The organism is Aerophototrophica crusticola (genome assembly GCF_012913305.1).
Classification (GTDB): domain Bacteria; phylum Pseudomonadota; class Alphaproteobacteria; order Azospirillales; family Azospirillaceae; genus Niveispirillum; species Niveispirillum crusticola.
Window position 1 is genome coordinate 1,685,649 of sequence record NZ_CP051775.1, and the last position, 19,042, is coordinate 1,704,690.

Consider the following 19,042-nt stretch of genomic DNA (forward strand, 5'->3'; position numbering starts at 1 on the left):
CGGCTGACCAGGAAGATAGGCCACGGGGGGAGCGCTGCCCATGATCATCGCCCAGCTTTCCGACCTGCATTGCACAGTGCCCGGCGAGCGGGCGGTAAAGCGTTATGACACCAATGCCGCCCTGGCCCGGGCGGTGGAGCGGGTGAACGGCCTGCGGCCCCGGCCAGACCTGGTGGTGGTGACCGGCGACATCGGCAACGGGCCGAAGCCGGGGGAGTACGGGCCGGCGGCGGAACTGCTGGGGCGGCTGGAGATTCCCTTCCTGCCCCTGCCCGGCAACCATGACGACCGCCAGGGCCTGCGGGAGGCGTTCGGGCATTTGGGCCTGTTCCCGGCGGAGGGCGAGTTCCTGCATTACGAGCACCGGGTCGGCGGATTGCGTATCCTGGCCCTGGATACGGTGATCCCCATGGACGTGCCGGGCCGCCTGTGCGACGCGCGCCTGTCCTGGGTGGAGGCGCGGCTGCGCGAAGATTCCGGCCCCACCCTGGTGATCATGCACCACCCGCCCTTCCTGGTGGGCTCCGGCGTCATGGACCCGATCCGCTGCCAGGGGGGTGAGGCGTTCGAGATGCTGCTGCGGCAGCACGGGAACATCGCGGGCGTGCTGTGCGGGCATGTGCACCGGGGGATCGCCGTGCCCTTCGCCGGCACCCTGGGTTTCTGTGCCCCCAGCACCGGCATGCTGCTGGCCTTCGACCCCACGCCCGGCGCCCCGCCCGTGTGGACCGACGACCCGCCGGGTTTCGCGCTGCATGTGTGGGAGCCGGGGGTGCCGTTGAGGAGCCATGTGCTGACGGTGTGATTGCCCGCCGCCCATAGCCCCGTGCCCGGCTCTGATTCCCCGTGAAGGCGCAGAGGGCGTTCACACATTCTTGGATGACGCCAGCTTCAGAAGCCAGATGCGGCGAGCATTTGGAGGATCGGCTTGGCCCTGCGGAGAAGTGTGTGGGGAAAACGGATTTAAACGGATCGGAACGGATGGTAACGGATAGAACTGCTATTTAGCATTCATAGTTCTGTTCTTAAATACGACTTAGCAATCCAGAATTCTTAGGAACGGAAATTGGTTGCTATGTTATAGTATCCGTTAAATCCGTTTTGATCCGTTAAAATCCGTTTTCCAAACACACCTATGCCCAGGCACCTCGTTGCCCGATTGGACCGGCCAAGCTGTTGATCCATAAGCGTGCCGGGATTTTGTGAATGCCCAAGCGCGAAGGCGGGGGTCCACTGTTGTTGGCGTGGGTTCCGCGCCGGCTGAGGCAAAGAACCGTGGACCTCCGCCTTCGCGGGGGAGGCAATTCTGCGTGGGCCTCGCTGGTCAGCCAACCCAAAGCGACGGCCGGGAAGCACCTCCCCGCCCCGCTTTCCGGCTTGTCCGGAAGGTTGCCGCCGGTGCACTGTGCGACCAACGAAAAGCGATCCCACCAGGGAGGACAGAGATGGACGCGCTCGCCACCACCAACTGGCACGACCGCGCCGCCCGGATGCAGTTCCGGACCCAGGCCTTCATCGACGGCAAGTTCGTGCCGTCCGCGTCGGGAAAGACCTTCGACAAGGTCAGCCCGCGGGACGGCAAGGTGATCGCCCATGTGGCGGAATGCGACCGGGAGGACGTGAACCGCGCCGTGGCCGCCGCGCGGCGGACCTTCGAGTCCGGCGTCTGGCGTGACCAGCACCCGCGGGCGCGCAAGGCGGTGCTGCTGAACCTGGCCCTGCTGATCGAGACCCATGCGGACGAGCTGGCGTTGCTGGAGACGCTGGACATGGGCAAGCCCATCCGCGACAGCCGCAGCATCGACGTGCCCCTGTCCGCCCGCTGCGTGCAGTACTACGCCGAGGCCATCGACAAGCTGTACGACCAGGTGGGCCCCAGCGGCACGGATGCCATGTCCCTGATCCTGCGGGAGCCGCTGGGCGTGATCGGCATCGTGGTGCCCTGGAATTTCCCGCTGATGATGGCGGTGTGGAAAGTGGCCCCGGCGCTTGCCACCGGCAACTCGGTCGTGCTGAAGCCGGCGGAGCAGTCGCCCCTGTCCGCCATCCGCCTGGCGGAACTGGCCATCGAGGCGGGCCTGCCGCCCGGCGTGCTGAACGTGGTCCCCGGCTTCGGGGAAACCGCGGGCCAGGCCATCGGCCGCCACATGGACGTGGACATGCTGGCCTTCACCGGCAGCACGGAGGTGGGCAAGTACTTCATGCGCTATTCGGGGGAGAGCAACCTGAAGCGCGTGTCGCTGGAGTGCGGCGGCAAGACCCCGCACATCATCATGCCCGACGCTGCCGACCTGGACAAAGCCGCGGCCGAGGCGGCAGGCGGCATCTTCTTCAACCAGGGGGAGGTGTGCAACGCCGGCTCCCGCCTGCTGGTGCATGAGAGCATCAAGGACGCGTTCCTGGAGAAGGTGGTCCATTACGGCCAGAAGTGGGTCCCTGGCGACCCGCTGGACCCCAAGACCCGCATGGGCGCCATCGTGGACAAGCGCCAGCATGAGCGGGTGCTGGGCTATATCGAGAAGGGCAAGGCCGAGGGCGCGGTGCTGAAGAGCGGCGGTGCCGCGGCGCACGCGGACTGCGGCGGCTATTACGTGCAGCCCACCGTGTTCGACAAGGTAGACAGCGGCATGACCATTGCCCGGGAGGAGATCTTCGGCCCGGTCCTGTCCACCCTGACCTTCAAGACGACGGAAGAGGCCTTCAAGATCGCCAACGACACGATCTATGGCCTGGCCGCCGCCATCTGGACCCGCGACATCTCCACCGCCATGAAGGCGGCGCGGACCATCAAGGCGGGCAGCGTCTGGATCAACTGCTTCGACGCCGGCGACATCACCACCCCGTTCGGCGGCTTCAAGCAATCCGGCTTCGGCCGCGACAAGAGCCTGCACGCCCTGGAGAAGTACACCGACCTGAAGAGCGTGTGGATTCAGTTGTGACAGTGGGAGGGCGGCTGTGACACGGACCGGATGGGTTGAACAGCCGCCCATTTCCCGCTAGGTGACTAGGCAGACCCGCGAAGCCATGGAGCGACCCCAGTGTCGGTGAACCCGTTCCGCCTTGACGACGAAGAGCCCGAGACCCCGGAGACCCCGGACAACGGCGCGAAGAAGGCCGAGACCCAGCCGGGCCCCTTCCAGGCCATCCAGCAGGCCCTTTTCAAGAGCCGCACCGTGCTGGTGTTCGGCGAGATCAACCAGAAGGTCGCCCAGGACACGGTCGCCCAGCTGCTGGCCTACTCCGCCATCAGCGACGATCCCATCCGCCTGGTGATCAACTCCCCCGGCGGGCACGTGGAGAGCGGCGACAGCATCCATGACATGATCGGCTTCATCAAGCCGCGCGTCATGGTGCTGGGCACGGGCTGGGTGGCCTCGGCCGGCGCGCACATCTTCCTGGGCGCCAAGAAGGAAAACCGCTTCTGCCTGCCCAACACCCGCTTCCTGATCCACCAGCCCCTGGGCGGGGCCGGCGGCCGGGCCACGGACATCGCCATCGAGGCGCAGGAAATCATCAAGATGCGCAAGCGCATCAACAGCATCATCGCCCGGGAGACCGGCCAGCCGCTGGAGCGGGTGGAGCAGGACACCGACCGGAACTATTGGATGAGCGCCACCGAGGCCAAGGACTACGGCATCGTCAGCCACATCGTGGGCTCGATGGACGAGTTCGTGTGAGGTTTCGTAGGTCGGATTAGCGTAGCGTAATCCGACATCCCAGATCATCGTGGAAGGCACGAAGGCATTGTCTTTCGTGCCTTTCGCTTTGTCTGGGCAGGTTGCCAGGTCCTCACGGCGGGGATGCCGTCGGATTACGCGCCGCTGGCGCTAATCCGACCTACGGGAGGTTGCGGGAGGTTCGGCAATGCGTGTCGTCGGGGTCTATGCGGGGAAGGTGCAGACGCGGCTCAGCAGCAACGGCAAGCCGGGCGATACGGGGATCGCCAAGGCGCCGGTGGACGGGCCGGTGCGGGTGGGACCGCGCGGGCTTGAGGGGGACGAGAGCGCCTATCGGGCTCGGGACCTGGGCGACACGGCCGTGCATGCCTTCTGCCGGGAGAGCTATGCGCAGTTCGGCGCCCTGGCCGGGGACGGGCGGCAATTCCCGATCCCCAGCTTCGGGGAGAACCTGTCCGTCGAGGGCTATACGGAGGCCGAGGCGCGGGTGGGTGACGTGCTGCGGGTCGGCACGGTGCTGCTGCGGGTGAACCAGCCGGTGGTGCGCTGCCGCTGGCCCACCACCGTGTCCGGTGAGCCGCGGATCAGCAAATGGGCGACGCAGCAGGGGCTGACCGGCTGGTACATGGACGTGCTGGAGCCGGGCACGCTCCAGGCCGGGGACGCCATCGAGCTGGTGGAACGGGGGCCGGAGGGGTGGACCATCCTGGCCCTGAACCGCATCCTCTATGCCAAGCCCAAGGTGGACGCGGACGTGCGCGCGGCCCTGGCCCTGCCGGAACTGGCGGACCGGTGGAAGGAAGACCTGCGGGAGGCGTTGGCGGAGGTGTGAGGGCCTGATCTGTCGGGCTTCGCTGCCGCTCAGCCGCGACCTACGGGGCGTTGGGCGTGATCTCCACGCTGTCTGCGGAGCGGGTGGCGGGGCCGTGGTGGACGGCCTCGATGTTGTTCCCGTCCGGGTCCAGCACGAAGGCGGCGTAGTAGCCGGGGTGGTAGTGCCGTTCGCCGGGGCCGCCATTGTCCGTGCCGCCAGCGGCCAGGGCGGCGGCGTGGAAGCCATGGACGGCATCGCGGTCGCGGGCCTGGAAGGCGAGGTGCAGGCCTGAGGTCAAGGGCTCGCCGGTGGAGACGTACAGCTCATCGATGGCCAGGTGGTCGGCGTCCTCGCTGCTGACGGGGATGCCCAGCACCCCCGCGACGGCCTTGTAGAAGCGGCGGGACGCCTCCAGGTCGCGGACCTTCAGGTGCACATGGTCGATGAAGCGGCCGGTGTGGTACGGCATGGCCCCTCCCCCCTCCAAACCTTCTTGCTTGCGGGAGAACGGCCGGGGCGGGCGCTTGGCACGCCCCGGCCGGTGGCTCACATCACGGCGGGGCCCGACGGCTTGCCGATCTGTTCCTTCTGGGCGCCGGAGCCGTCGCGGGCAGGGCCGAGGACCGGTTCCTCACCCAGCGGCTCGGACTGGAGCGGCTTGAACTGGCCCTTGCCGTCCAGGGACGGGCCCTGGGTGAAGCGGCCGGCGGGCGGCGGGGTGCCGTCCTTGTCATGGCCGAAGAAGGCGTAGGAGAACTCCTTCTTCTCCAGGTTCTGGTCGAAGCTGTTGGGGATCGGCAACTGCTCCCCATAGCCGCCCAGCTCCTCGATCACGGCCAGCCACTGCTGCTGGTGCATGGTGTCGCGGGCGATCAGGAAGCTCAGCATGTCCTTCATGCCGGGGTCGTGGGCCGCGTTGTACAGGCGCACGGCCAGGACGCGGCCCGTGCTTTCCGCCGCCACGTTGGCGAACATGTCGGCGGCCAGGTTGCCGCTGGCATAGACGTGGGAGCCGTCGAAGGGCACGCCGTCGGAGTTGCCGGGGAAGGCGGCGAGGCCGGTGGACAGCAGGTGCTTGTGCAGCATCCCCTCCACCACATGGCGCGGCCGCTCACCACCCATGACGGCGTTGACCACCGGGTTGGCGGCGGCCGTGGATTCCTGCAGCGACAAGGGCGCCGTCTCCAGGTTCAGGGCGACGGCGGTGGCCAGCATCTCGATGTGGCCGATTTCCTCCGTCGCGGTATGCAGCAGCATGTCCCGGTATTTGGTGTTCGGGCTGCGGTTGCCCCAGGCCTGGAAGAAGTACTGGAGGCAGACGCGGATCTCCCCCTCCACGCCACCGATGGCCTGCTGGAGCTGGCGGGCGAACAACGGGTCGGGGGTGGTCACCTTGACCGGGTACTGCAGGCGCTTGTCGTGGAAGTACATGGGGCTGGGCCTCCTGCTGACGGGCACAATGACCCCGCCAACAGCCGAGCTGCCCGCCCGTCAGGCCCTTACCCACATTTTTCTAATGATTTTTATTCTCAAGCAGCCGGCATCACGCCGGCTGCTGCTGGGTGATGCAGTGGATGCCGCCGCCGCCGCGCACGATGTCCAGGGCCGGGACGGGGACGATCTGGCGGTCGGGGAACAGCTTCTTGAAGGTGCGGATGGCTTCGTCGTCCGCCGCGTCCTCGAACAGGGGCATGACCACGCCGCCGTTGGCGAGATAGAAGTTCGTGTAGGACAAGGTCAGGCGCACGCCCGCCTGCTCCCGTCGCGCCGGGGTGCGCAGGGTGACCACTTCCAGCTCCCGCCCCGCGGCGTCGCGGGCCATGGCGAGGCGCTCAAGGTTGTCCTGGAAGACGGGATAGTTGGGGTCGGCGGTGTCATCCGTGGTCATGGCCAGGACCAGGCCCGGGCGAATGAGGGTGGCGATCTCATCGATATGGCCGTCCGTCTCATCCTGCTCATAGCCCTGGCCCAGCCAGATGAAGCTGGTGACGCCGAGCTGGTCGCGCAGGTGGCCCTCGATCTCTGCCTTGCTCAGGTGCGGGTTGCGGTTGGGGTTCAGCAGGCACTCCTCCGTGGTCAGCAGGGTGCCCTGCCCGTCCACATGGAAGCTGCCGCCCTCCATCACCAGGGGCGCCTCGTACCGGCGGAGCTTCAGCCGGTCCAGGATCTGGCGGGCCACCAGCGTGTCCGGCTCGAAGGCGTCGTAGTTGCGGCCCCAGGCGTTGAACTGCCAGTCCACGCCAGCCACCTCCCCCGTCGCCGGGTTCTTCACGAAGCTGGGGCCGTTGTCGCGGATCCAGCTGTCGGAGATGCTGATGGGCATCACCGCCACGTCCTTGCCGACCGCGAGGCTGACGGACGCCACTTCCCCGTCCGGGCAGACCATGGTCACCGGCTCGAACTGGGCGATGGCCTTGGCCACCTCCGCATAGGCCAGGCGGGCCGCCTCCAGGCCGTTGGGGAACGTCTCCCCCCGGACAGGCCAGGCCATCCAGCAGCGGGCATGGGGTTCCCACTCCCCAGGCATGCGGAATCCGTCGGCGGCGGGCGTGCTCATGCGCGTCTGTCCTTCGTGCGACTCAGGAACCGGTGCGTCCTGGAAAACGAACGCCCCGGCGAACTTAATCGCCGGGGCGTTGGTCTGACAACCTCATGCCGGGCCGCGGAAACGGGCACCGGCCAGATCGGCTTTCATTCCCACATCAAAACGAGACTGAGAAAAGAAAGGGTCCGGTTCGCCTTAATCGCGGCGGGCGGACTTTTGGACGTCAGACTGGGCGGCGAAAGGCGAAAAAATGCCGAGCCGCAGGGTCGGGAGCATGAAAAAGTACCGCAAGATGGATCCCCATCGCTGTTGACGATGGACGTAATATAGTTGCGCGGCGCCCTTACAGCCATGCCGGGGCCCGCCGGGGCCGGGCTGCGCCGCGCGCATGGCTTGGTGGGGGGCCCTCCTCATCGAGGCCTTCCAAGATAAAAGGAAGCCCGTCATCCCGGCTTTCGCCGGGATGACGGTAGATCCGGTGGATTAGGGCAGAGCTTCATCTAGCAAGTAGCTGCGGTCATCCGACACGCTCCGCGCACACTCATTCGACGGCCGCAAGGGCATCGGCGATGGTCTCCACCATCCGGGCAATTTGCCCTTCCTCCACGATCAGCGGCGGTGACAGGGCGATGATGTCGCCGGTGACGCGGATCAGCACGCCTGCCCCATAGCAGCGGACGAACACCTCATGGGCGCGGCCGCCGGGGGCGCCGGGGCGCGATTCCAGCTCGATCCCGCCGACCAGGCCCAGGTTGCGTACGTCGATGACATGGGGCTTTCCGCGCAGGCTGTGCACGGCGTCGGCGAAGGCGCCCTCCAGCCCCGCCGCGCGCTCGAACAGCCCTTCCACCGCATAGGTGTCCAGAACGGCCTCTGCCGCGGCACAGGCCAGGGGGTGGCCGCTGTAGGTGTAGCCGTGGAACAGCTCGATCAGGTGCTCCGGCCCCTGGACGATGGCGTCATGCACATGGTCCCGGGCAAAGACGGCGCCCATGGGCACGGCGCCGTTGGTCAGCCCCTTGGCCGTGGTCATCAGGTCCGGCAGCACGCCGAACCGGTCGGCGGCGAAGGGTGCGCCCAGCCGGCCGAAGCCGGTGATCACCTCATCGAAGATCAGCAAGATGCCGTGCCGGTCGCAGATGCCGCGCAGCCGCTCCAGGTAGCCCACCGGCGGAACGAGGACGCCGGTGGAGCCGGCCAGGGGCTCCACGATCACGGCGGCGATGGTGTCGGCCCCGTGCAGGGCCACCAGCCGCTCAAGGTCGTCGGCCAGCTCAGCCCCATGGGTGGGTTGGCCCCGGCTGAAGGCGTTGCGGGCGGGGTCGTGGGTGTGGCGCAGGTGGTCCACCCCGGCGAACAGGCTGCCGAAGGCGCGCCGGTTGTTCAGGATGCCGCCCACGGCGATGCCGCCGAAGCCCACGCCGTGGTAGCCCCGTTCCCGCCCGATCAAGCGGGTGCGCTGGCCCTGGCCCTTGGCCCGGTGATAGGCCAGGGCGATCTTCAGGGCGGTTTCCACGCTTTCCGACCCTGAACCGGTGAAGAAGACGTGGTTCAGGTCACCGGGGGCGAGCTCCGCCAGCCGACTGGCCAGGCGGAAGGCGCCGGGGTGGCCCATCTGGAAGCTGGGGCATAGTCCAGCACGCCCGCCGCCTGGCGGATCGCCTCCGTCACCCGCGGGGCGTTGTGGCCGGCATTGACGCACCAGAGCCCCGCCGTCCCGTCCAGCACCTGCCGCCCGTCATGGCTGCGGTAGTACATGCCATCCGCGGCAACCAGCAGGCGGGGGTTCGCCTTGAACTGGCGGTTGGCCGTGAACGGCATCCAATAGGCGCCGAGGTCGTTGGGCGGCGGGGTCAGTCCATCCATGACACGCACTGTGGTTGTTGCGGGAACCCCGAGCCTAGACCCGTTTCCAGGTGGCGGGAAGCGGGTCCGGGCCATCCGATCCCCGTCATGCGCTCCCGCGATATCCGCCGCCGGGCCGCGGGTTACCCCGGCGGCAGCTCGAACATCAGCAGCAAGGTGCGCTGGAGGATGGAGAAATTGTCGTCGGACAGCAGATAGATGAACAGGCTACCGTCCTTCCCCGGACGCACGTCGATTCCTTCGAAATTGTCCACCAGCAGGGGCGGGTCCAGGCGGGCCAGCTCGGCCCCTTCCACCACCCCACCCGTCGCCGCCGCCCGGGACAGGTCCGACGCGGCGATGCGGACCAGGCGCGAACCCCAGCCGCCGATCCAGGAGGCCCGCCGCTCCAGCACCAGCACGTCACCGCCCGGCAGCAGGGCCGCGTCCACCGGCAGGAAAGGCGGTCGCGCGGCATAGGTGAAAGCCTTCCAGTCCCCAGACCGGCCCAGCCAGGCCTTGTGCCGCCCTTCCCCCGCATCATCCTCTGCCAGGGCCAGCAGGGTGCCGTCCGAAAGGGCGAGCACGGTCTCAAGCCCGCTGTTCAGGGGAAGGTCAGCGATGCCCGGCGGGCCTTGCAGCGTCTTGCCCGCGACCCCGGCCAGGGCGGCGGGATAGCGGACCAGCCGGTGGTCCCGCTCGAAGGAGACAACCCAACCGTCGCCGGGCCAGGAGCCCAGGATCGCCAGCCCTTCCGAGTCCCGCTCCCCGCTTCCCAGCGGTTTGCCCCCGCCCCCAGCAGGCCGCGGATGGCATAGGAACCGGCACCGGCCAGGGTCCCGTCGGGCCTGTAGGACAGCCGGCCGTTGACCACGGCCCCCCGGTCGGTAAGGGCGACGAACTGGCTGCCGTCGGGGCTGACCCGCAGGGCGGAGAGGCCGCCGAAGCTGGATGATCCGGACCGCAGGTGCAGCCCGCCCCGGAAAATCAGGGGTCCCACCCGGTCCCCGCGACCCCGTTCCTCCGACAGGCCGACGGGGCTGGAATCGGCCGGCGGGGCGGCTTCGGTCGTGGAAACGGCCAACAGGATGGCCGTTAGCAGGGCGGCGAATAGGGAATGGCGCATCCGGGCTGATCCGGCTTCGGGAAAGGGGCCGGGACCATGGGGCCGGCGGTCCCATCATGTGCCCTTCCATCCGGCCGGACGAAAGGGGTATCTTGGATCAGACTTTCCTCCCCTTCCACAACCGTACAGATCATGAGCGAGCACGACACCCGACTGGACAGCCTGGAGCAGCGCCTTGCCGAACTGGAGGCGAAGCTGGAGCGGCTGGCCGGCCAGACACCGGCCTTCCAACCCGCGGCCGAGCCCGGCGTATCGGCCCCGGTGGGGCTGGACACCTGGCTGCAGAACAACCCCATCCTGGCCGTCTTGATCGTGACCGTCGTGCTGGTGCTGCTGGTCCACCTGTTCGGGTAACCGCCCATGCCGTACTACGACTTCGAGACGACACTGAAGTTCAAATCCAGCGGGGAGATGGACAAGGCCGAGGATTGGATCCGGGCCAACGTCAAAGGGTTGTGGGCGGTGGAGTTCATCGGCCTTCAGGAGGAGATGGACATCGGGACCGGGATGAAGAGCCAGGTCACCCATGTCCGCTTCAAGTTCGGCCGGAAGGAGGATTTCGACCGCTTCCGGAATGAGTATGTGCAGGGCAAGCCGCCGGCCCCGGGACCACGCCGGCCGGCGGCGCCGAAGGCCGGGGGGAAAACGAAGCCCAAGGGCCTGTTGGGCTGGCTGCTTCGCTGATCGGGGAATCCGGCAACTTTTCCGATAACTCCACCGTATGGCAGGGGAAGTAGGTCGGAAGCTCTATTTCAGCACCAGCACCACTGCATTAGAAATTTGGGCTTGGCGAATAAATCGCGGTGGCCGGTTCCCGGATGGCTAAGGCAGATGTGGCGACGGGCAATATGCCCGGCTCCGAAGCTCAACTCGAAGATTTGGAGAACTTGCCGGCAAGCGTTCTTGCCGAGCGGTGCCGTGCGCTTGAGTTAGCACTTTCGGAGAAGGACACGGCGCTGCGCGAATTGCAGCACCGGGCCAAGAACAGCCTCCAGCTTGTCATCAGCCTGCTGCGCTTGCAGCACCACCGGATCACCGACCCCGCCGCCCGCGCGGCCTATGACCAGACCATGTACCGGGTGGAGGTGCTCGCCATCCTGTACCGTCAGGTGCATGAGACCCGGTCGGAGACCCAGGTAAACCTGGCCCGCTACATGCGGGAGGTGTGTGAGACGGCGGTGGCCAATGTGGGCGACCTGCCGGCGCCGGTGAAGGTGACGGTGGAGGGCGAGCCGCTGACCACCTCCCTCTATACGGCCATGCCGCTGGGCCTGATCCTGAACGAGCTGGTGATGCAGGGCCTGCGCCATGCCTATCCGGACGATGCCTGGATGAAGGTCCGGCTGGAGCGGCTGGCGTCCGGCCAGGCGCGGCTGACGGTGGCCGACAGCGGCCGCGGGCTGCCCCAGGGCTTCGACCCGGACGCGGATGCCGCCACGATGCTGGTGGAGGCGCTGGCCACCCAGCTGGGCGCCGACCTGGACATCAACCTCGGGGCAGGCACGGCCGTCCGCCTGACCCTGAAGCTCTGACCCGATGGTGCGCCCGGCCATCCCGGCCGGGTACGGGGGACCCATGGAGAGACTGGCCGACTTGGCGCGACGTTCCGCCAGCGATGCACGCACGCTGGCCTATACGCACGACATCCTGGCCGCCGCCCTGTCGTTCGTCCTGTCCCTGTACCTGCGGGTCGGCGACGACTTCATGGAGTTCATCCCCGCCCTGTGGCCGGGCCTGCTGATCTTCACGGCCATCGCCGCCGTCAGCTACCGGGTGTTCGGCATGAACTCCGGCGTCTGGCGCTATGCCTCGCTGAGCGACCTGGTGGCCATCGCCCGGGCGGTCACGGCCACCATCCTGGTCTTCGTGCTGCTGCTGTTCCTGGTGACGCGGCTGGAGCTGCTGCCACGGTCCCTGCCCATCCTGAACTGGTTCGTCCTGATGGTGTTCCTGGGCGGGCCGCGGCTGGTCTACCGCATGATGAAGGACCGGCGGGTGGCCAGCATCCTGGAGCACAACAGCGGCGACCGCATCCCGGTGCTGCTGGTAGGGGCCGGCGACCCGGCCGAGCTGTTCATCCGCGCCATGCAGCAGGACCCCGATGCCACCTTCCGGGTGGTGGGGATCCTGGACGACAAGCAGAGCCGCATCGGCCGCGAGATCCACGGCGTCAAGGTGCTGGGGCATGTGGATGAGCTGACGGACGTGGTGAAGCGGTTGGCGGAAGGGGGCGAGCATCCCCGCCGCCTGATCCTGACCCGCCCGCGGGAGCGCCTGTCCGGTGACGAGCTGGGCCGGTTGGTGGAGCAATGCGAGGCCCTGAACCTGGTGCTGGCCCGGCTGCCGGACCTGACCGATTTTCGCGCGGCCGTGCCGGAAAACGGGCTGACGCCCAAGCCCATCGTCATCGAGGATCTACTCGGCCGGCCGCAGGTGGCCCTGGACCGCCAGTCCATCGGCGGGCTGATCGCCGGCCGGGCCGTGCTGGTGACCGGGGCCGGCGGCACCATCGGGTCGGAGCTGGTACGCCAGATCGCCAGGCTTGGTCCCAAACGGCTGGTGCTGCTGGATAACGCGGAGTTCAACCTCTACACCGCCGACCTGGAACTGGGCGAGAGCTTCCCTGGGCTGGACCGGCGGGCGGTGCTGGCCAGCGTGCGCGACCGGTCCCGGATCATGCAGGTCTTCGCGGAGGAACAGCCGGAGCTGGTGTTCCACGCGGCGGCCCTGAAGCATGTGCCGATGGTGGAGTTCAACGCCGTCGAGGGTGTGCTGACCAACGTCATCGGCACCCGCAACGTGGCGGACGCGGCGGCGGCCCATGGGGTGAAGGCCATGGTGCTGATCTCCACCGACAAGGCCGTGGCGCCCACCAACGTGATGGGTGCGACCAAACGCAGTGCCGAGGCCTATTGCCAAGCCTTGGACCTGGCCACCGGCGCCGAGGGCGGCACCCGGTTCATGACCGTGCGCTTCGGCAACGTGCTGGGCTCCACCGGGTCGGTGGTTCCGCTGTTCACCCGCCAACTCCGCGCCGGCGGGCCGCTGACCGTGACCCACCCGGAGGTCTGCCGCTATTTCATGACGGTGCAGGAGGCGGTAGAGCTGGTCCTGCAGGCGTCCGCCTACGGCATGGCGCACCGGGACGAGCGGGGGCGCATCTTCGTGCTGGACATGGGCCAGCCGGTAAAGATCGTCGACTTGGCGCGGCAGATGATCCGGCTGGCGGGCCTGCACCCCGACCGGGACATCAAGATCGCCTTCACCGGCCTGCGCCCCGGCGAGAAGCTGTATGAGGAGATGTTCGACGCCAAGGAGCCGCCCCTGCCCACCGATGCGCCGGGCGTGCTTGTGGCCTCCCCAAGGGCGGTGGATTGGGCTATCCTGTGCCGGTCGCTCGACGAGCTCGAGGCGGCGGCCCTTTCCTGGGATGAGGCGCGCGTGTTGGCCCTGATCGAACATATCGTCCCGGATTTCCACCGTGCCGCCAACGTGCCGCCCGACGACGAGAGCGCCAGGGGCGCCCTGCCCCGCCGGCCCCGCTGAGGGGTGGCCATGTCCCGGCTCACCCTGCACACCGCCGGCTCCCCCCACGGCCACCGGGCCTCCGTGATGCTGGAGGAGCTGGGGCTGGAGTACGTGGTCCACAAGCTGGACTATGTGGGCGGCGTGGTCCGGGACCCGGGCTATGCCAAGGTCAGCCCGCTGGGCAAGTTCCCCGCCCTGGAGATCGACGATGCCGACAGCCTGCCCCATACCCTGTTCGGGTCGGGCGCCATCCTGCTGCACCTGGCGTTGACCACCGGCAAGCTGCTGCCGGGTGAGCCGGCGGCGCGGGGTGAGGTGCTGAACTGGCTGAACCTGGTGATGACCGACCTGACCCCCGCGGTCAGCGGCCAATTCCGCTTCAACGTGCTGGCCCCGGACCGCTTCGACTACGCCATCGACTTCTTTGCCGCGGAGGTACGCCGCTGCCTGGCGGCGCTGGATGGGCGGCTGGCCTCCTGCCCCTACCTGGGCGGCGCCGAGTACAGCGTGGCCGACGTGGCCGCCTTCCCCTTCGTGGACGCCACGGCGAAGGGTGGGTCGCTGAAGGACGGCAGCATGCCCCACCTCGCCCGCTGGTACGCGGAGGTGGGCGCGCGGGAGGCGGTGCAGCGGGGGATGAAGGTGCCGGCCTGAACGCTCAGCCCGACCGGGCCTTGGCGCGCAACGCCGACAGGGTGGTGCGGGTGGTGATCGCCTCGGGTCCGGCTTCAATTCGATGACGGCGGCCCGTCCTGACGCCACGGCTTCCTCGAAGGCCGGGGCGAACTCTTCCGTGCGGGTGAGCGTGGCCCCGAAAGCGCCGTAGGACCGGGCCAGTGCGGCGAAGTCGGGGTTGGTCAGGTCGGTGGCGCTGACGCGGCCGGGGAAGCGGTTTTCCTGGTGCATGCGGATGGTGCCGTACATGCCGTTGTTGATGACCAGGGCGATGGGGGCGGCGCCGGCATGCATGGCGGTGGCCAGCTCCTGCCCCGTCATCAGGAAGCCGCCATCGCCCGACAGGGACAGGACCAACCGCTCCGGATGGGTGATCTTGGCCGCCACCGCCGCCGGATAGGCATAGCCCATGGCCCCGCTGGTGGGGCCGAGCTGTCGGCCCGGGCGGCCGTAGCGCAGGAATCGGTGGCCCCAGCCGGAAAAGTTGCCGGCGTCGTTGGTGACGATGGCATTCGGGGGCAGCCGATCCCGCAACCAGCAGAAGACGGCCCCCAGGTCGAGCGTCCCCGGGCAGGGACCCGGCCGCTGCCACGATTCGTAATCCTGCCGTGCCGCCGCGGTCCAGGCGGCCCAGGGCAGCTCGGGTGGCGGGGCCAATGCGGCGGCCACGTCGGCAAAGGCGGCGGGGCTGGATGGGATGGCAAGGTCGGGCTGGTAGACCCGGCCCAGTTCTGCCAAGTCGGCATGGACATGGATGAGGGCCGCCGCGGCCTTGGGGCGGGGCGGGCAGGCCGTAGCCCTGGGTGGTGATCTCCCCCAACCGCGCGCCGGCCACCAGCAGCAGGTCGGCGGCCCGCACCCGCTCCAGCAAGGCCGGGTTCGGGCCGGTGCCCAGGTCGCCGACGTAGGACCGGCTGGCGTTGTGCATCACGTCCTGGCGGCGGAAGGAACACGCGACCGGCAGGTGCCACGCCTCCGCGAAGGACTGGAACCGGGCGCAGGCCGAATCGGGCCAGGGTGCGCCGCCGACGATGGCAAGGGGCCGCTGCGCCCGGCGCAGCATCTCGGCGAGTCGCCCCATGTCGCCGTCGGAGGGGTGGCCTGGACGGGAGCGGCCCGCGGCAGGTCGGGCACGTCGGCCCGCTCCCGCAGCATGTCCTCCGGCAGGGCCAGCACCACCGGGCCCGGGCGGCCCGTGATGGCGGTGCGGAAGGCCCGGGCGACGTATTCCGGGATGCGCGCGGCACTGTCGATCTGGGCCACCCACTTGGCCAGCGGTCCGAACATCTGGCGGAAGTCCACCTCCTGGAAGGCCTCCCGGTCCCGCTGGTCGCGGGCCACCTGCCCGACCAGCAGCACCAGGGGCGTGCTGTCCTGGAAGGCGGTGTGGATTCCGATGCTGGCATTGCAGGCCCCTGGCCCGCGGGTCACCATGCAGACGGCCGGGCGGCCGGTGAGCTTGCCGTACGCCTCGGCCATGAAGGCGGCCCCGCCTTCCTGCCGGCAGGTGATGAGGCGCAGCTCCGGCCGGTCCAGGGCGGCGTCAAGCACCTCCAGGTAGCTTTCGCCCGCCACGCAGAAGGCGATCTCCGCCCCCTGCCCCACCAGCGCGTCCACCAGGATTCGCCCGCCCGTCCGGCCTGCGGCCATCGCCATTTCCCCCCGTCCAAGCGCCCACCCGAGGGGCGCCCGCTTCTTCCGGGGTCACCCCCGGCGCCCCCTTGCATTTGGGGGGAGCATTCCGTATCTGCCAAGCCGAAACCGCCCCCTTCCTGGAGGACGCGCCATGACGATGCCCCTGACCCGTGACATGGTCATCGAGATCTGCGGTCCCATGGACGATTTCCGCATCGCCAGCATCATTGGCACCGGCGTCACCCCCGCCCAGCTGACCGAGGCCAAGGGCTGGATGGCAGCGGACGACGTGCTGGGAGGCACCCTGGGCAAGCGGCTGGACCCCTCTGTCGCCCGGTTGATCGAACTGCTGCGCGCCGACGAGGCGGAGTGGGACGACCGCTGACGGCGGCCCTATCCTGGCATCTCGTGCGGGCTTAGACCTGCTTCCAGCAGACTGGAAGCAGGTCCAGCATTTCGTGGTCCTCAGGCGCCGGCGCCGCATCCGCGGCTTGGCTTACGCGCACACGAGTGCGCGCGGCGGCAGTCGCCGCCGGAGCGGTTTCCAGTCAACTGCAAACCGCTCTGAGCGCGCGGGAAAACCGTAGACAGCGTCGCGGCCCGGCGGCATCGTGCGATGGTGGTAACGGCACGATGCGGGGATGGCGGGCTGCCCATGGCAAGGTTCCTGGTCAACCGGCTGTTGCAGTCGCTGGTCGTCCTGCTGGTCGTCTCCTTCGTCGTCTACATGCTGATCGGGCTGATGCCCGGCGACCCCATCGACCTGATGATCGCCGCCAACCCGGAACTGACGCCGGAGGACGCGGCGCGGCTGCGCGCCCTGTATGGGTTGGACCAGCCGCTGCTGGACCGATACTGGAACTGGCTGACCGCCCTGTTGCAGGGCGACCTGGGCTATAGCCGGCTGTTCGCCCAGCCGGTGGGCGAGATCCTGCTGCCCCGGCTGCTGAACACGCTTGCGCTGCTGGCGCCGGTGTTGGTCATTTCCCTGGCCATCGCCATCCCGGTGGGCATCTACGCGGCCCGGCACCCCTATACGAAGCTGGACAGCCTGATCAACCTGATGTGCTTCGGCGGCATCTCCATGCCCCCGTTCTGGCTGGCGCTGCTGCTGATCATGCTGTTCGCGGTGACGCTGGGCTGGCTGCCGGCCGGCGGCATGGGGACCATCGGCGGGGCGGGAGGCGTCTGGGACTCCCTGAAATACATGGTGTTGCCCGTCACCACCCTGGTGCTGCTGAGCATCGGCCACCAGACACGCTATGTGCGGGCCGCCATGCTGGAGGCGCTGCGCCAGGACTATGTCCGCACCGCCCGGGCCAAGGGCGTGCCGGAGGGGGGCGTCGTCTACCGCCACGCCCTGCGCAATGCGCTGATCCCCGTGGTCACCATCGTGGCGCTGGAGTTCGGAACCCTGTTCGGCGGCGCCCTGGTGACGGAGACCATGTTCAGCTACCTGGGCATGGGAAAGCTGATCTATGACAGCATCCTGGGCAACGACTTCAACGTGGCCCTCTGCGCCCTGCTGTTCGTCACCATCATGGTGCTGCTGGGCAACCTGCTGGCCGACATGGCCTATGTGCTGCTGGACCCGCGGGTCAGCTTCCAGGCGAGGGCGGGATGAGCGCGCTCCCCCAGGGCATGGCGCCCGATACCGGCCAGCTTGCCGCTGCCACCGCCACGGCCGCCCTCCCCTCCGTCACCCCCGGCCGGCTGCGCTGGGAGCGGTTCAAGAGGCACCGGGCGGCGCTGGTCAGCGCCGGGGTGCTGGTGTTCCTGTTGTGCCTGTGCTTCAGCGCGCCACTGCTGGCGGCGGCGCTGGGGTGGATTCCACCAGCATCAGCCTGTTCAAGCGGTTCGACGCCCCTCGGCCCAGCACTGGCTGGGCACGGACGAGCTGGGCCGCGACGTGCTGATCCGCCTGCTGGAGGGTGGGCAGGTGTCGCTGACGGTGGGGCTGGTCACCGCCGTCTTCGCCGCCCTGATCGGCACGACGGTGGGGCTGCTGGCCGGCTATCACGGCGGGCGGCTGGACCAGTTGCTGATGCGATTTACCGACACCATGATCGCCGTGCCGGTGCTGCCGCTTCTGATCATCCTGGCGGCCCTGGACCCGAAGAAGCTGCCCCTGCCGGAGGCGCTGACCGGGTCAGACAGCTTCAGCCTTTACCGCATCGTCCTCATCATCGCCCTGTTCGGCTGGACCACGGTGGCAAGGCTGGTGCGGGCAGCCACCCTGGCGGCAAGGCAGCGGGAGTATGTGCGGGCGGCGGTGGCCCTGGGTGCCGGGAACGGCCGGATCATGCTGACCCACATCCTGCCCAACGTGGTCAGCCCCATCGTCGTGGCCACCACCCTGTCCATCGGCAACATCATCCTGCTGGAGTCGGTGCTGAGCTTCCTGGGACTGGGCATCCAGCTTCCCCTGCCGAGCTGGGGCAACATGCTGACCAACGCGCAGGAGACCATCTGGTCGGCCCCGCTGCTGGCCTTCTGGCCCGGGTTGCTGATCTTCGTCACCGTGATCAGCTTCAACTTCCTGGGCGACGGGCTGCAGGACGCGCTGGACCCCCGCTCCTCAGGGGACAAGAAGTAGGTCGTGGATGGGGCGGAGCCGAACCCCGACAATCGCCGGCCTGGGATGTCGGGGTTCCCGTTGGTCACCCCGACCTACGGGCGTCTGGGCTCGTCCGGCAGCTTGGCATAGCGGACGGGGGCGTCAGTCTGGTCCACCAGGATGATGGCATAGGGGCTGGTCAGCATCTGGGCCACCATCAGCTGCTCCGGCGGCGATTTCTCCCGGTATTCCACCAGAAGGCGGTCGCGCTGGCCGGGGCGGCTGTCCAGGCGGATGTTCTGGATGTCCACGCCGTAGCCGGTGCTGGTGCGGGTGCCGATGAAGACGCCCAGGGCCATCAGCTTGTCCGGCAAGGCGCCCGGCGGGTCCTTGCCCACCAGGTCCCAAAGGGCCTTCCACTCGGCCTCCGTCCGCGCCACCAGGAAGGCGGTGCTCTGGGCGCGGCTGACGTCGCCGTGCCATTGCCGCCGTCCCACCAGCGGCATTCCCGCCTCCGACGGCGGCATGTCGGCCGTGCTCATGGCCGACTCCCCCGCCAGCCAGGCAGATGCCCCGCCGCAGCCCGACAGCGCGGGCAGCAGCAGGGCGGCGGCGACGACCGGGCGTGCCAGCCGCATGG

18 protein-coding genes and 4 pseudogenes are annotated in these 19,042 nt (G+C 68.5%); 13 read left to right on the forward strand and 9 right to left on the reverse strand.

Features of this window, described 5'->3' with window-relative positions:
* The first annotated feature begins 40 nt into the window (after window positions 1-40).
* From HHL28_RS08290 to HHL28_RS08305, 4 genes are all read left to right on the forward strand, one after another.
* Window positions 41-805: a phosphodiesterase gene (locus tag HHL28_RS08290; RefSeq protein WP_075768866.1), complete on the forward strand. Its 765-nt coding sequence runs from the start codon at window positions 41-43 to the stop codon at window positions 803-805.
* Window positions 806-1,445: 640 nt separating this feature from the next.
* A complete protein-coding gene (locus HHL28_RS08295; protein ID WP_075768865.1) occupies window positions 1,446-2,939 on the forward strand; it encodes an aldehyde dehydrogenase in 1,494 nt (497 codons plus the stop codon).
* A 99-nt stretch (window positions 2,940-3,038) separates the two neighbouring features.
* Window positions 3,039-3,677 carry an ATP-dependent Clp protease proteolytic subunit gene (locus HHL28_RS08300; protein ID WP_075768864.1) on the forward strand — a complete coding sequence of 213 codons (639 nt, stop codon included), beginning with the start codon at window positions 3,039-3,041 and terminating at the stop codon, window positions 3,675-3,677.
* Between the two features lie 187 nt (window positions 3,678-3,864).
* Window positions 3,865-4,509: an MOSC domain-containing protein gene (locus HHL28_RS08305; protein ID WP_075768863.1), complete on the forward strand. Its 645-nt coding sequence runs from the start codon at window positions 3,865-3,867 to the stop codon at window positions 4,507-4,509.
* Between the two features lie 40 nt (window positions 4,510-4,549).
* Here the strand turns inward: HHL28_RS08305 and HHL28_RS08310 are convergent, their stop codons facing one another.
* From HHL28_RS08310 to HHL28_RS08330, 5 genes and pseudogenes are all read right to left on the reverse strand, one after another.
* The gene (locus HHL28_RS08310) at window positions 4,550-4,960 is read right to left on the reverse strand and encodes a VOC family protein (RefSeq protein WP_075768862.1); all 411 of its coding nucleotides are present in this window, start codon (window positions 4,958-4,960) and stop codon (window positions 4,550-4,552) included.
* A gap of 77 nt (window positions 4,961-5,037) precedes the next feature.
* A complete protein-coding gene (locus HHL28_RS08315; RefSeq protein ID WP_075768861.1) occupies window positions 5,038-5,922 on the reverse strand; it encodes a manganese catalase family protein in 885 nt (294 codons plus the stop codon).
* A gap of 112 nt (window positions 5,923-6,034) precedes the next feature.
* Window positions 6,035-7,048, reverse strand: coding sequence for an agmatine deiminase family protein (locus tag HHL28_RS08320; RefSeq protein WP_075768860.1), 1,014 nt, complete (start codon window positions 7,046-7,048; stop codon window positions 6,035-6,037).
* A gap of 529 nt (window positions 7,049-7,577) precedes the next feature.
* Window positions 7,578-8,902 (reverse strand): annotated as a pseudogene (locus tag HHL28_RS08325) (aminotransferase class III-fold pyridoxal phosphate-dependent enzyme).
* Window positions 8,903-9,024: 122 nt separating this feature from the next.
* Window positions 9,025-10,077, reverse strand: coding sequence for an esterase-like activity of phytase family protein (locus tag HHL28_RS08330; RefSeq protein ID WP_404326809.1), 1,053 nt, complete (start codon window positions 10,075-10,077; stop codon window positions 9,025-9,027).
* Window positions 10,078-10,139: 62 nt separating this feature from the next.
* Between HHL28_RS08330 and HHL28_RS08335 the strand changes: the two genes are divergently transcribed.
* The 5 genes from HHL28_RS08335 to HHL28_RS08355 all read left to right on the forward strand — a co-directional run bounded on the left by HHL28_RS08335 (window position 10,140) and on the right by HHL28_RS08355 (window position 14,189).
* Window positions 10,140-10,361: a hypothetical protein gene (locus HHL28_RS08335; protein WP_075768857.1), complete on the forward strand. Its 222-nt coding sequence runs from the start codon at window positions 10,140-10,142 to the stop codon at window positions 10,359-10,361.
* 6 nt (window positions 10,362-10,367) lie between these two features.
* On the forward strand, window positions 10,368-10,691 hold the full coding sequence (locus HHL28_RS08340; RefSeq protein ID WP_075768856.1) for a hypothetical protein: 324 nt from the start codon (window positions 10,368-10,370) through the stop codon (window positions 10,689-10,691).
* Between the two features lie 203 nt (window positions 10,692-10,894).
* Window positions 10,895-11,539, forward strand: a complete 645-nt coding sequence (locus tag HHL28_RS08345) for a sensor histidine kinase (RefSeq protein ID WP_169654977.1) — start codon at window positions 10,895-10,897, stop codon at window positions 11,537-11,539.
* Window positions 11,540-11,582: 43 nt separating this feature from the next.
* A complete protein-coding gene (locus tag HHL28_RS08350; RefSeq protein WP_075769167.1) occupies window positions 11,583-13,553 on the forward strand; it encodes a polysaccharide biosynthesis protein in 1,971 nt (656 codons plus the stop codon).
* Between the two features lie 9 nt (window positions 13,554-13,562).
* Window positions 13,563-14,189, forward strand: coding sequence for a glutathione S-transferase family protein (locus HHL28_RS08355; protein WP_075768854.1), 627 nt, complete (start codon window positions 13,563-13,565; stop codon window positions 14,187-14,189).
* Between the two features lie 138 nt (window positions 14,190-14,327).
* On the opposite strand, the pseudogene HHL28_RS18460 reads toward HHL28_RS08355, so the two are convergent.
* The 3 genes and pseudogenes from HHL28_RS18460 to HHL28_RS18470 form a co-directional block, all read right to left on the reverse strand.
* Window positions 14,328-14,879, reverse strand: a pseudogene (locus tag HHL28_RS18460) (thiamine pyrophosphate-dependent enzyme); the annotation flags it as partial.
* A 166-nt stretch (window positions 14,880-15,045) separates the two neighbouring features.
* Window positions 15,046-15,225 (reverse strand): annotated as a pseudogene (locus tag HHL28_RS18465) (thiamine pyrophosphate-binding protein); the annotation flags it as partial.
* Window positions 15,138-15,866 (reverse strand): thiamine pyrophosphate-binding protein, encoded by a 729-nt coding sequence (locus tag HHL28_RS18470; protein ID WP_404326812.1) that lies wholly within the window; start codon window positions 15,864-15,866, stop codon window positions 15,138-15,140. The pseudogene HHL28_RS18465 and the gene HHL28_RS18470, both read right to left, overlap by 88 nt.
* Before the next feature lie 130 nt (window positions 15,867-15,996).
* Here HHL28_RS18470 and HHL28_RS08365 point away from each other — a divergent pair, with 130 nt between their 5' ends.
* From HHL28_RS08365 to HHL28_RS08375, 4 genes and pseudogenes are all read left to right on the forward strand, one after another.
* Window positions 15,997-16,230 (forward strand): hypothetical protein, encoded by a 234-nt coding sequence (locus HHL28_RS08365; protein WP_404326813.1) that lies wholly within the window; start codon window positions 15,997-15,999, stop codon window positions 16,228-16,230.
* Window positions 16,231-16,500: 270 nt separating this feature from the next.
* Entirely contained in the window at window positions 16,501-17,469 is a 969-nt protein-coding gene (locus HHL28_RS08370) for an ABC transporter permease (RefSeq protein ID WP_075768852.1), read from the forward strand.
* A gap of 17 nt (window positions 17,470-17,486) precedes the next feature.
* Window positions 17,487-17,606: pseudogene (locus tag HHL28_RS18475) on the forward strand (hypothetical protein); the annotation flags it as partial.
* 148 nt (window positions 17,607-17,754) lie between these two features.
* Entirely contained in the window at window positions 17,755-18,441 is a 687-nt protein-coding gene (locus HHL28_RS08375) for an ABC transporter permease (RefSeq protein WP_404326814.1), read from the forward strand.
* 74 nt (window positions 18,442-18,515) lie between these two features.
* Here HHL28_RS08375 and HHL28_RS08380 read toward each other — a convergent pair whose 3' ends face one another.
* Window positions 18,516-19,040, reverse strand: coding sequence for a protease complex subunit PrcB family protein (locus tag HHL28_RS08380; protein WP_083698743.1), 525 nt, complete (start codon window positions 19,038-19,040; stop codon window positions 18,516-18,518).
* Between the last annotated feature and the right edge of the window lie 2 nt (window positions 19,041-19,042).